The organism is Sphingobacterium spiritivorum, from assembly GCF_016725325.1.
Lineage (GTDB): Bacteria > Bacteroidota > Bacteroidia > Sphingobacteriales > Sphingobacteriaceae > Sphingobacterium.
Map to the genome: position 1 here is coordinate 2,222,546 of NZ_CP068083.1, position 12,089 is coordinate 2,234,634.

12 protein-coding genes and 1 riboswitch are annotated in these 12,089 nt (G+C 40.1%); of the genes, 4 read left to right on the forward strand and 8 right to left on the reverse strand.

Going from position 1 to position 12,089, the window contains the following annotated elements:
- The 4 genes from I6J02_RS09125 to trmD form a co-directional block, all read right to left on the reverse strand.
- Entirely contained in the window at positions 1 to 573 is a 573-nt protein-coding gene (locus I6J02_RS09125; RefSeq protein ID WP_201681401.1) for an anthranilate synthase component II, read from the reverse strand.
- Complete coding sequence (locus I6J02_RS09130; protein WP_201681402.1) at positions 545 to 859, reverse strand: chorismate mutase; 315 nt, start codon at positions 857 to 859, stop codon at positions 545 to 547. The genes I6J02_RS09125 and I6J02_RS09130 overlap by 29 nt, the downstream gene beginning before the upstream one ends.
- Positions 856 to 2,259 carry an anthranilate synthase component I family protein gene (locus I6J02_RS09135; RefSeq protein WP_201681403.1) on the reverse strand — a complete coding sequence of 468 codons (1,404 nt, stop codon included), beginning with the start codon at positions 2,257 to 2,259 and terminating at the stop codon, positions 856 to 858. The genes I6J02_RS09130 and I6J02_RS09135 overlap by 4 nt, the downstream gene beginning before the upstream one ends.
- Before the next feature lie 249 nt (positions 2,260 to 2,508).
- Positions 2,509 to 3,186 carry a tRNA (guanosine(37)-N1)-methyltransferase TrmD gene (gene trmD, locus I6J02_RS09140; RefSeq protein ID WP_201681695.1) on the reverse strand — a complete coding sequence of 226 codons (678 nt, stop codon included), beginning with the start codon at positions 3,184 to 3,186 and terminating at the stop codon, positions 2,509 to 2,511.
- Positions 3,187 to 3,644: 458 nt separating this feature from the next.
- Between trmD and I6J02_RS09145 the strand changes: the two genes are divergently transcribed.
- From I6J02_RS09145 to I6J02_RS09160, 4 genes are all read left to right on the forward strand, one after another.
- Positions 3,645 to 5,036, forward strand: coding sequence for an RtcB family protein (locus I6J02_RS09145; RefSeq protein ID WP_201681404.1), 1,392 nt, complete (start codon positions 3,645 to 3,647; stop codon positions 5,034 to 5,036).
- 64 nt (positions 5,037 to 5,100) lie between these two features.
- Complete coding sequence (gene prfH / locus I6J02_RS09150) at positions 5,101 to 5,817, forward strand: peptide chain release factor H (RefSeq protein ID WP_201681405.1); 717 nt, start codon at positions 5,101 to 5,103, stop codon at positions 5,815 to 5,817.
- Positions 5,804 to 6,301 (forward strand): hypothetical protein, encoded by a 498-nt coding sequence (locus I6J02_RS09155; RefSeq protein WP_201681406.1) that lies wholly within the window; start codon positions 5,804 to 5,806, stop codon positions 6,299 to 6,301. Before prfH ends, I6J02_RS09155 begins: the two co-directional genes overlap by 14 nt.
- Positions 6,302 to 6,406: 105 nt before the next feature.
- On the forward strand, positions 6,407 to 7,285 hold the full coding sequence (locus I6J02_RS09160) for a TraB/GumN family protein (protein WP_201681407.1): 879 nt from the start codon (positions 6,407 to 6,409) through the stop codon (positions 7,283 to 7,285).
- A gap of 137 nt (positions 7,286 to 7,422) precedes the next feature.
- Here the strand turns inward: I6J02_RS09160 and I6J02_RS09165 are convergent, their stop codons facing one another.
- The 4 genes from I6J02_RS09165 to I6J02_RS09180 form a co-directional block, all read right to left on the reverse strand.
- On the reverse strand, positions 7,423 to 7,599 hold the full coding sequence (locus tag I6J02_RS09165) for a hypothetical protein (protein ID WP_309485957.1): 177 nt from the start codon (positions 7,597 to 7,599) through the stop codon (positions 7,423 to 7,425).
- 191 nt (positions 7,600 to 7,790) lie between these two features.
- Positions 7,791 to 10,103 carry a 5-methyltetrahydropteroyltriglutamate--homocysteine S-methyltransferase gene (metE, locus tag I6J02_RS09170; protein WP_201681408.1) on the reverse strand — a complete coding sequence of 771 codons (2,313 nt, stop codon included), beginning with the start codon at positions 10,101 to 10,103 and terminating at the stop codon, positions 7,791 to 7,793.
- A gap of 78 nt (positions 10,104 to 10,181) precedes the next feature.
- Positions 10,182 to 10,290, reverse strand: a riboswitch (SAM riboswitch).
- Positions 10,291 to 10,362: 72 nt separating this feature from the next.
- Complete coding sequence (locus I6J02_RS09175) at positions 10,363 to 11,151, reverse strand: phosphatase PAP2 family protein (RefSeq protein ID WP_236582385.1); 789 nt, start codon at positions 11,149 to 11,151, stop codon at positions 10,363 to 10,365.
- 205 nt (positions 11,152 to 11,356) lie between these two features.
- Positions 11,357 to 12,043 (reverse strand): response regulator transcription factor, encoded by a 687-nt coding sequence (locus tag I6J02_RS09180; RefSeq protein WP_201681409.1) that lies wholly within the window; start codon positions 12,041 to 12,043, stop codon positions 11,357 to 11,359.
- Positions 12,044 to 12,089: the final 46 nt, after the last annotated feature.

Below are 12,089 nucleotides of genomic sequence, written 5' to 3' on the forward strand. Positions count from 1 at the left end.
TTAATGCTTTAACCAGTTTTCAATTAATATTTTCCCATTTTCTGTCAGGACAGATTCCGGATGAAACTGCATACCTTTTACATCCAGTGTCTTATGCGAAAGAGCCATAATAGTTCCGTTTTCATCTAATGCCGTAATATGCAGACTTTCCGGCAGTGATTCTTTATCTACTGCCCAGGAATGATATCGGCCGATTTTTGATCCGTTAGGAAAATCCCTGAATAACGACTCTTCAGGATCTGTTACGATAATATCTGTAGCAACTCCATGCAGGGGTTTTGTCATATTGAACAGCTTACCTCCGAAGACTTCTGCAATGGCCTGTTGTCCCAGACAGATGCCCAATATACTTTTGCTCCCGGCGTATGTGCGGATGACATCCAGTAATAAGCCCGCTTCTTCAGGTATACCCGGTCCTGGTGATAATAAGATCTTATCAAAGGCTGCTACATCTTCAATATTGAATTTGTCGTTTCTCCACACTTCATATTCTTGTCCGCATTCTTGTAAAAGATGCACCAGATTATAGGTAAATGAATCGTAATTATCGATTACTAATACTTTGCTGCTCATCGAATTTGTTTAATTCTTCGTTTATAAAATAATTGACAATATCACTAAAAAGGCCTTCAACAAAGTGTGCTTTCAATCCGAAACCTTTAGCCAGTTCCAGGCGATCCTTCAGCATTTGGTTGACGCGCTCTTCAGCAATAACTTCTTCGGTGCTGTTTTTAAATTCAGCTGCTTTTGCTACATAATCCTTTCGGAGAGCGATCAGTTCCAGGATACGATAATCAATCGTATCAATAGATGAACGTACATGAGCAAGATTTTCACAATATTCTAAAGGCCTGATCATAATGTTTCAGCTAATTCCAGCGCTTTTCTCAACGCTGCTATTTTGTTATTTACTTCCTGCAATTCCATTTCAGGGTCAGAGTCGAGTACAATGCCGCCGCCAGCCTGATAATGTAAGAGGTTTTGTTTACTAAGAAAGGAACGGATCATAATGGCATGATTGAAGTCACCGTTAAATCCCATATAACCGATTGCTCCGCTGTAGAAAGAACGTTGCTGTCCCTCGTATCGGTCTATAAGAGTCAACGCCATATGTTTGGGAGCTCCACTTAGTGTTCCGGCCGGATAGGTATCTCCCACCACATCAAACGGATTGATATTATCTTTCAGTTTTCCAGTTACTTTAGAGACTAAGTGGATGATATGCGAATAATATTGCGCTTCTTTGTAAGACCGTACAGTCACCTGATCACAGTGTCTGCTCAGGTCATTTCGGGCCAGATCCACCAGCATCACATGCTCAGATGTTTCTTTAGGATCATTTTTTAATGCTTCCGCAATTTTCTCATCTTTTTCCATATCACCGGTACGTTTGAATGTACCGGCAATCGGATAAATGGCAGCTTCACTTTTACGGATGGTCAGTTGTGCTTCGGGAGATGATCCGAAGATTTTGAAATCTCCGTAATCAAAATAAAACAGATATGGAGAAGGATTGATTGAGCGTAATGCGCGGTACACATTAAATTCATCTCCCAGAAAAGGAGTTGCAAATGCACGTGAAGGAACAATCTGAAACACATCTCCGCGCTGAATGTGTTTGATCATCTTGCGAACCAGCTCCCGGTGTTCCTCATCTGTACGGTTAGATGTTTCCTCCCCGTTTGTACGAAAATCATATTCCGGAAAATTCTTGTTCTTAATCAGGTATTCCATTTTTTCCAGACTGGATTCCTCTCCGTTCAGAAGATGTTCGAAAATATAAAGCTGATTCCGGAAGTGGTCGATTGCGATTACATATTTATATACGTGATACTGTAGAAATGGAATGTCGCGCTTGGGGTCAATGGCGGTTGTCAGTTTGATGTCCTCAAAATGCTCAATACAGTCAAAGGTAAAGTAACCAAATAATCCATTCGAAATTACATTGATTTCAGGAGTTTCAATCTGACTGAATTTTTCTCTGAAAAGGGAAATTTCACTTCTCAAATCTATTTCATCCGCATTTTTATATTCTACTTCCTGATTAGGATATTGTATTTCAAGGTTTTGTTTATTCAGTCTGATACCCGCCAGTGGCTGGCAGCAGATATAACTGATATTATTATCTCTGCTGTGGTAATCTGAGCTTTCCAGCAACAGACTATTAGGGAAGGCATCCCGTAGACGCAGGTAGATACTTACAGGTGTAGTGGTGTCTGCCAGTATCTTTTTAAAATTCGTTTCGAAATTGTATAACATGTATGCTCTAATTTTTTCTAATTTCCAGTAAAAACAAAAAACCCGACGTTTTCTGCGTCGGGTGAACTTCCATAAGTGGTTTTGGTTGATTATGAAATATTATGACAATACATTAGCACCCGATGCAATTTGCTCCAGGCCACCACCACGTATTGTTTAATTGAATTGTCAACATAATATCACAAATTTATAAAAAAAATTCATAATGCAAATTTTATGTGACAAAAAAATAAAAAAAAGCCTTTTTTGTTAGTCATTTAATAAATCCGGACGTCTTTCTTTAGTTCTTTGTAACTGCTGTTCGTCTCTCCAGGCTGAAATCTTAGCTTCATTACCACTCAATAATATGTCCGGCACTTTGTGACCTCTCCATTCCGCAGGACGAGTATAGATAGGTGCATCCAGAAGACCATCCTGGAAAGAATCAGATAGGGCTGATGTTTCATCAGATAAAACCCCGGGGATAAGACGAATAATAGCATCGGTCAGAATAGCTGCCGGAAGTTCTCCCCCCGAAAGAACGTAATCTCCAATGGATATTTCTTTCGTAACATAAATATCACGTATACGCTGATCTATACCTTTGTAATGTCCGCAAAGGATCATCATATTCCCTTTTGTCGAAAGGGAATTAGCAATCTCCTGATTCAGGGTTTGGCCATCCGGACTCATAAAGATAATTTCATCATAATCCCGCTCAGACTGCAGATATTCAATACATTTTGCAAAGGGCTCGATCTGCATGACCATACCCGAACCCCCGCCATATGGATAATCATCCACAGACTTTTGTTTGTTCGTTGCATAGTCCCTCAGATTGTGAACAACGATCTCGGCCAGGCCTTTTTTCTGAGCCCTCTGCAGAATAGAATGTGCAAAAGGACTTGTCAGTAAATCAGGTAATACGGTAATAATATCAAAACGCATGCTGCAAAGATAGTGAATCGTCATACAAGAGGGAATAGCCAGTAAAAATTAGAGTTATAATACCCCGATTATAAAATTGCTCATGTATAGCGGGAAGAGAGGAGTGTAATTTTTTAAGAAGAATATTTTGGTATTTAAGAAATAATTTAAATCTTTGCAGCGATATTAATGGTTTAACCCTTTTAAAACGAAGAAAAAATGTTTGTACTACATCCTACAGCTTTAGCTTCATCAGCAATTGGAATTGCTGAGGCTCTTCTTCGTGCTTCTTTCTCCTCTTAAGATTACTTAACGAAATATAAGAAAAGGCCCGAAGATCATTCGGGCTTTTTTGTTTATTCCGGACCCTTCACAGATTTTCCCGAATGGATATAAATCCGGCCGACTTTTTTCAGCCGACCATAACACTTATGGATCATGATGTCCAGAGGTATCGTATTGATTTGAATAAAAATAACATGGGAAAGAAACTTTCCGGGAAAGACCTTATCAAATTGGGCTTCCCACAGAATAATGCAATAAATATTGCCTTAGGGCAAATACAACGCTATAGAAAGCGTGATAAAAAAGAAACAATATTGGCGGATGCCAGACAGGTACTCCTTTCTCCCGAACAATTCCTGGGGGATGGTATATGGGGCAAAGTAGCTGAGGGATTGGTCAGACCCGTAGAAGTGCGTTTACAGCAATTGAGAACTTCAAGAGTTCCCTTCAGCATATTTGGAGAGAATGAAATCGACGAACAGGCAAAACGCCAGCTGTTTGATGCATTGAAGCTCCCGGTGGCTGTCAGCGGAGCATTGATGCCAGATGCTCATTCCGGATATGGACTGCCGATAGGAGGAGTACTGGCAACAGATAATGCTGTGATTCCGTATGGCGTGGGTGTCGATATCGGTTGTAGAATGAGCCTCTCTGTCTTTGATCTGCCTGCGGGCTATCTGAAAGGAAAAAGATTTCAATTGACAAATATGCTTTTAGAACAGACTTGCTTTGGCATGTACGAGACGCATAAGAATAAGGCAGATCATGAGATCTTTTCCAGAAAGGAATTTCAGGAAATACCGCTTCTCAAAAATCTGCTGGGTAAAGCCTGGAAGCAGTTGGGAACTTCAGGGGGCGGTAACCATTTCGTAGAGTTCGGGATAGTGAATCTGGACGATCCGAGACCAGAGTGGGAGCTTCCGGCAGGCGAATATGTAGCCTTATTGTCGCATAGCGGCTCCAGAGGATTGGGGGCCAACATTGCTAAACATTATACTTATCTGGCGACAAAGCAATGTCCGTTGCCCCGGTCAGTACAGCACCTGGCCTGGTTAGATCTGGATACACATGATGGCCATGAATATTGGATGGCAATGAACCTAGCCGGAGACTATGCAAGTGCCTGTCATGACGATATTCACCGGCGCATAGCGAAAGCTCTTGGTAAACGGCCGGCATTTAAGGTGGAGAATCATCACAATTTTGCATGGAAGCAGCTGGTAGACGGAAAGGAATGTATCGTACACCGTAAAGGAGCTACTCCGGCAGCAAAAGGAGAACTGGGGATCATTCCGGGATCTATGACTTCTCCGGGATATATTGTGACCGGGAGGGGAAATGAAAGTAGTTTGCAATCAGCATCACATGGAGCAGGACGGCTCTTGTCGAGAGCTGCATGTAAAGCTTCTTTCACGCCATCTCAGATGCAAAAACTACTTAAAGATACCGATGTAGAGCTTGTCGGGGGAAGTGTAGATGAAGCCCCTATGGCCTACAAAGATATCCGGAAGGTAATCGCACTTCAATCCGAATTAGTGGATATACTGGGTACGTTCACGCCTAAAATTGTGCGGATGGATCGATAGTACAATAAAGTAAGTGTCTGAAAAGGAATTCCTTTTTGGGCACTTCTTCAAACAAAAAAATAAAATGGACATAATAATAGGAGTCACCGCTGGTCGCGGCCCCCAGGAATGCAGTTGGGTCGTGGCACAGGTGATCAAAAAAATAATACAGGAAGCAACAGCTTTTGATGTGGAGGTTCAGGTGCTGAACCGGCAGGAGGGAGATATAAACGGAACCGTAATTTCTGCAAGTCTACAGATCAGTGGAGAGCAGTGTATAGCGTTTGCGGCTTTGTGGACAGGTACAATCCAATGGATCGGGAAAAGTGATTTTCGAAAGTCTCATAAACGAAAAAACTGGTTTATCGAGATTTTTGAAATTAAACCCCGTGCATCATGGATATTTGACGAAAAAGATATTCGCTATCAGGCCATGAGAAGTTCAGGAGCCGGTGGTCAGCACGTCAATAAAGTTAGTTCAGCGGTGCGTGCCACACATATTCCTACAGGAGTATCAGTGGTCGCCATGGATAGCCGGTCGCAGCATCAAAATAAGAAAATCGCAACAGAGCGGCTGCAAACAAAAGTTAACGAGTTAAATCTTCTGCATTGGAAAGAGGATGAAAAATACAACTGGTTTAATCAGATTCAGGTGGAACGTGGTAATGCCATACGAACCTTTATCGGAACAGATTTTAAATCCGAGAAAGTTGATAAGTCCTATAAGGCAAAGCGAAAGGTTCAAAAACAACGTTTCAGACAGGAAATAAAAATAGAAAAATACAATAATGAAAGCAATTGATAAATATTTGTCCCAGGCGCTGGACAATTACCCTTATTCGCTGACAGAGACAATAGAATCGCTGGAATATGCCTTGTCTTATGATGAGACCAATACCACAGCACTGTGTCTGACAGGTCGTATTTACGCAGAACAGCTGATGAATTATGAAGAAGCTAAAAAATATTTTCAGGAAGCACTGACATACAATCTTTATGCACTGGAGATATATCCTCATTTTGCGCAGACACTTATATGGAATGATGATTTTGAAGAAGCACAAAAGTTAATAGATTTTGCATTAACTATAAAAGGAATTAATAAGACGGAAATACTGCTGAAGCAGGTACAATTGTTAGAAAAGCAGATGAAAGTAAAGAAAGCACTCAGATTGATAAAAGGCTTGTATGTCACAAACTGCTATTCATCTTATGATCAGGATATCAAAAATGCAGAAGCAAGATTAGAGGATAAATTGAAAAGGGATAAAAAGAAGAAAAAGTAAGTTTTTCTGCCTGTTAATCATAGTCTTATCTATTTTTGATTCCGGAATATGTAACATTTTACAAGATGCACTACTAATTCTATAAAACGCTAAAACATTTGAATTATGAAAAGAAATAATATGAAAAATCTGGTTGCTTTAATGGCAGTTGTCTGTTTTTTGATGAACTCTGCTTTTGCACAAACCTCCACGATAAAAGAGAAGTCATTGCTATGGAAAATAGAAGGGAAAGATCTGAAGGCACCATCTTATCTGTTTGGTACAGTACATATGCTGGCCAGAAAGAATTTCGCAATGCCTTCGAAAGCTATTGATGCTTTGGATAAGACATCGAGAGTCTATTTGGAAATCAATATGGCGGCACCAGATCTTGCTGAAGAATCTCAAAAACACATGATGAGTGATAAAACCATATCTTCACAGATCAAGCCGGAAGAAGTAGCGCTGGTAGATGAAGTTTTAGGGAAAAAAATTGGTGTCTCTTTGGCTCAGGTGGATAAAGTAAAACCTATGTTTCTGATCGCTATGATTATGCAAAAATCCTTCACTGAACCAATGGCTTCGTTTGAAGAAGAAATTATTAAACATACAAAGCAGGCTGGAAAAACAATAGAAGGGCTTTCGAGCATTGAAGAACAATATTCTTTTGCAGAAAAGATTTTTGAAACATCCGATTTTCCTTCTTATCTAAAGTCGATGGATGAGTTTGATATTCAAAGCATTTTTTCTCATATACTTCAACTGTACAAGGAGGAAAATATTGCAGGTATGGATGAGCTGTTATTAAAATACACTTCATCCAATCCGGAAACCTATCGTCAACTGTTACCCATTCGTAATCATCTGTGGGCAGATCGTATGCCTTCATTAATGAGTGAGGCTCCGACTTTCTTTGCTATAGGTTCGGGACACTTGTCCGGCGAAGAAGGTGTAATCAATCTTTTACGTCAGAAAGGATATACGGTCACACCAGTTTATAATTAAGATTTCTCTTTTTGTGGAGTATAAATATCCGGAAAAAAGGCAGTTAATTGATTTAAAGCAGATAGGCTGAACACAGTTCAGCCTATCTTTTTACATTATGTGATACCCTTTTTAAGGGATATCTCTCGCATTAGAGATTAATTTTTATTTCCTCCGAATAATTTAGCCAGTATCCAGATCAGAAGGGCCACTACAACCACTACCATAATCACTCCGGACCACACACCTGCTTTAAAAATTCCTTCGATCGCAGCACAGCTGGTCAAAAGGCTCGTCATTAAGATAACTAATGTTATTGGGAATATTCTGTTCATAGGATTCATTATTATATTGTCTCCTAATAACAAATGACGGGATGAAAAGTTCTTGCGAGACTATTTTTAGTGATTATGATGAGGAGTTATCTTGCTTTGTATGAATGACAGTAGCTTCTATACAACAAACAGCCCGTAGTCTGTGTAAAGCTACGGGCTGTTGTCATTTTAATATTACTGATACTTAAAGGTTATTCAGCTCTAAGGATTTTAGCTGCTTCAACCATAGATTCTAAAGCTGCTTTGGTTTCCGGCCATGCACGGGTTTTCAATCCACAGTCAGGGTTTACCCAAAGTTGTTCTGCAGGAACTACAGCCTTCGCTTTGCGCAATAAGTTGACCATCTCATCTGTACTGGGTACACGAGGAGAGTGGATGTCGTATACACCAGGTCCGATATCGTTAGGGTATTTGAAATCACCTGCAAATGCATCCAGTAATTCCATTTGTGAACGTGACGTTTCAATCGTGATTACGTCAGCATCCATTGCTGCGATATCTTCAATAATGTCATTGAATTCGGAGTAACACATGTGTGTGTGGATCTGTGTATCATCATCTACGTTAGATGAAGACACGCGGAATGCACGTACTGCCCAGTTCAGGTAATCCTGTTGATCAGCTTTACGCAATGGTAATCCTTCGCGGATAGCCGGCTCGTCGATCTGAATAATTTTGATTCCTGATTTTTCCAATGCCTGTACTTCATCCAGAATTGCTAATGCAATTTGGTATGTTGTTGTTGAGCGTGGTTGATCATTACGAACAAATGACCATTGTAAGATTGTAACAGGGCCAGTCAACATTCCTTTTACAGGACGGTTGGTCAGAGACTGTGCATACGCAGACCAACGTACTGTCATATCTGCAGGACGGTATACGTCGCCATAGATAACCGGAGGTTTCACACAACGTGAACCGTAAGACTGAACCCATCCGTTTTTAGTGAATGCATATCCGGCCAATTGCTCTCCGAAGTATTCAACCATGTCATTACGCTCAAATTCTCCATGTACCAGTACGTCGATATCTAATTGCTCCTGAAGACGGATAGTGCGCTCTGTCTCTTCAGCGATTTCTTTGTCATATTGTTCTTGTGAGATGCTTCCTTTTTTCAGGTCTGCTCTCCATTTACGAACATCTTTCGTTTGCGGGAAAGAACCGATTGTAGTCGTTGCAAATGCAGGTAAGTTAAATTTAGCCTGTTGTGCAGCTTTACGGTTTGCAAAAGGAGAAGTACGTGTTGCATCATCATCTGTAATGTTTGCTGTACGTTCTTTCACTTCCGGTTTATGAATAAGCGGAGAAGTGCGGCGGCTTTCAGCAGCAGCTTTATTTGCTTCAAAGCGTTCAGCTGTTTTAGCGTCTACTTCACCTTCAGCAAGAATAGCAAGGTCTTTTACTTCTGCTAGTTTTTGTTTAGCAAATGCAAGCCAGTTTTTAACTTCTTTAGGTAAAGATTCTTCGTTGTCTTCATTATCCAAATCAAACGGAACATGTAGCAATGAACTGGAAGGTGCAATCCATACGCGGTCATTGCCTAATGCATCAACAGCTTTTTTGATCTGACCTAATGATTTCTCGTAATCATTTTTCCAGATATTACGGCCTTCTACAACACCTAATGAAAGTGTCAAAGAAGGTGGAACTTTTGCTAAAACAGTATCCAGTTGATTTTCTCCACGTACAAGATCTAAGTGTAGAGCATGTACAGGAAGATTTACAGCAGTTTCTTCGTTATCACGAAGCGCTTCGAAATAAGTCGCTACAATAAGTTTAATACCTTTAGCTGCTGCGGATAGTTTTTCAAATATAGTCTGATATAAAGCACGTGTTTTGCTGTCTATATCTAAAGCAAGGAAAGGCTCGTCAATCTGTACATATTGTGCACCTGCTTCTGCAAGTTTACCCAAAATCTCTTCGTATACCGGGATCAGGTTTTCGATAAGATCGATACGGTCAAATCCGGCTTCTTTCTCTTTTCCTAATAACAGGTAAGTGATAGGGCCTATTAATACCGGCTTGGTCTCGATGCCTGATGCTTTGGCTTCATTGTATTCATTTAAGAATTTTTCAGAAGTCAGTTTGAATTCCTGATTCTTTGTGAATTCCGGAACGATATAGTGGTAGTTGGTATCAAACCACTTGGTCATTTCCATTGCTGTTACGTCTACACCTTTTTGCTGAAAGCCACGAGCCATTGCAAAATAAAGGTCCAGATTGTAGTTGCGATCGATTTTATTCAATAACGAATTGTAACGGGCTGGAATAGCACCTACTGTCAAAGAAAGGTCTAACACTTGATCATAGAAAGAGAAATCATTGGAAGGAATAAGGTCGATACCTGCATCTTTTTGAGTTTTCCAGTTTCCTTCACGGATTTGTTTTGCTGCATCTAATAATTCCTCAGCACTAATCTTTTTTGCCCAATAGGCTTCATTGGCTTTTTTCAATTCGCGGAATGCGCCCACACGAGGGTAGCCTAAATTGTTAGTTAATAACATAAAAATGATTGTTGTTTAATTTTTAAACTCCATAAAACTACTATGCTAAAGAGGAAGGACACCAGATGCAGTGACTTCGGCTTATCTTTCCCTCCTGTTTCCAAGCGGTGTAGAATTTAGCACCTTGTCAAGTGACAGGTTGCTAAGGCTTCTTCGGGTCTAGTCCCTCGGCCTTTCTCTATAAGCGATGGTAATATCGGAATTAGGTTTCTAAATCCAAAAAATATTTTGATAAATCGTCGTAATAGTATGCTCTTGATCAGAATTGGACGCTTGCAGACAGTCCGATTTGTTTTCCATTATAAAACGGAGTTACTACTGTAACAGAAGAAGAGGGGTTATGTTGCAAATGTTTGTCCACAAGAGGGAGTAGCCAATAACCAATCTTGGTACTTAGGATGCCTATACCTGCTCCCATAACGACATCTGAAAACCAGTGCTTATTGTTGTACATTCTGAAAAATCCGGTTCCGGCAGCTACCGTATATCCTGCAATACCATACCAGATAGATTGGTGTTTATATTCCTGCCATAATAATTCAGCTCCGGCAAATGCTGTAGCCGCATGCCCCGAAGGAAAAGAATTATTCGCGGAGTTGTCCGGACGCCAGACGTTTCCAGTGCTTTTGATGGTGTACACAGTCGTGGCCATAATGGCATGGGATACACCCGAAACAAACAGCCGCTCTTTCAGATTGTGGCGGGCTTTTATGCCTGCCAGGTCCAATACATAAATGCTAAGTAACGGTGTATACTGGCTAAAATCATCAACAGTAAATTTCCCGTCTATGTTTTTTCGCAAAACATTGTTAATATCGTTATCCTGATGAATAAGGAAATGGCTTTCCCGGGAAATAATGCCGTACGTTAATAATCCGGCAGGTATCGTAATTTCTTTATAGGGGATTTGTCTCCAAAAGTTTTTTTTGAGCGTTGTATTTTGCAGGGTATCGCTGAATTGTTTGGTTGTATCTTGTTGTGCCGACAGCACATCGCCAAAGCAGACAAATAGGATAAGAAAAGTAATGACAGAGCGCATTAATGTCATAGAAATTCGTTAGTAAGTGTGATATCAATCACCAGGATGACTGAAACGTATATGTAAAAACTTAACAGGTCTTCATTCATCAGATTGTTATCCTGTAATGAAGATGAAATTAGTGTGTGTTTTGCGCTATAAAGATAATTATTATCTCTTGAATTTACGAAATTAAGAGATAATAATTATTTGTTAGTTTTTTGTTGTAGTATTGCTAACTAACGAGGAGTTTGTAGCCTTTACCGTGTACATTGACGATCTCTACACTTGGATCTTCACGCAGATATTTACGGAGTTTACTCAGGAATACATCCATACTTCTTCCTGTGAAGTAATTGTCATCGTGCCATATTTTTAAAAGCGCTTCTTCGCGGGTCAGAACATCATTTTTCTTCAGACAAAGTAAACGTAATAATTCAGCTTCTTTTGTTGACAGTTTTTGTTGTTGGCCTTTGTATGAAATCTGCTGGCTGGTGTAATCAAAGAAGTAATCTCCGATTTCAAACTTATCCGCAGTCTCTTCTTCTTTATCTCTGGAGCTTCTTTTCAGAAGAGCATTGATGCGAAGTAAAAGTTCTTCTACCCGAAATGGTTTAGTGATGTAATCATCACCACCCAGTTCAAAGGCCTGCGTTTTATCTTCCATCATTCCTTTGGCAGTAGCATATATGACAGGCACTGTCGTGTTGGTTTTACGGATATCTTTTCCAAGAGAAAATCCATCCTTTTTAGGCATCATGACATCCAGAATACACAAATCGTACTGGTCTTTATGGAAGGCAACAAGTGCTTCCTCTCCATCCTGACAAAGTGTGACATCGAATTTACCTTTCAGTTCCAGATAATCTTTTAGAAGCTCACCCAGATTAGGATCATCTTCCGCTAATAATATTTTTTGCATAATTTGCGTATTTTTCTGATTGATAATAACTGTCGCCACAGCAACA

Coding starts and splice junctions, on each gene's coding strand:
- I6J02_RS09125 (WP_201681401.1), bottom strand. CDS start 573: ATGAGCAGCAAAGTATTAGTAATCGATAATTACGATTCATTTACCTAT.
- I6J02_RS09130 (WP_201681402.1), bottom strand. CDS start 859: ATGATCAGGCCTTTAGAATATTGTGAAAATCTTGCTCATGTACGTTCA.
- I6J02_RS09135 (WP_201681403.1), bottom strand. CDS start 2,259: ATGTTATACAATTTCGAAACGAATTTTAAAAAGATACTGGCAGACACC.
- trmD (WP_201681695.1), bottom strand. CDS start 3,186: ATGCGTTTTGATATTATTACCGTATTACCTGATTTACTGACAAGTCCT.
- I6J02_RS09145 (WP_201681404.1), top strand. CDS start 3,645: ATGGGAAAGAAACTTTCCGGGAAAGACCTTATCAAATTGGGCTTCCCA.
- prfH (WP_201681405.1), top strand. CDS start 5,101: ATGGACATAATAATAGGAGTCACCGCTGGTCGCGGCCCCCAGGAATGC.
- I6J02_RS09155 (WP_201681406.1), top strand. CDS start 5,804: ATGAAAGCAATTGATAAATATTTGTCCCAGGCGCTGGACAATTACCCT.
- I6J02_RS09160 (WP_201681407.1), top strand. CDS start 6,407: ATGAAAAGAAATAATATGAAAAATCTGGTTGCTTTAATGGCAGTTGTC.
- I6J02_RS09165 (WP_309485957.1), bottom strand. CDS start 7,599: ATGAACAGAATATTCCCAATAACATTAGTTATCTTAATGACGAGCCTT.
- metE (WP_201681408.1), bottom strand. CDS start 10,103: ATGTTATTAACTAACAATTTAGGCTACCCTCGTGTGGGCGCATTCCGC.
- I6J02_RS09175 (WP_236582385.1), bottom strand. CDS start 11,151: ATGACATTAATGCGCTCTGTCATTACTTTTCTTATCCTATTTGTCTGC.
- I6J02_RS09180 (WP_201681409.1), bottom strand. CDS start 12,043: ATGCAAAAAATATTATTAGCGGAAGATGATCCTAATCTGGGTGAGCTT.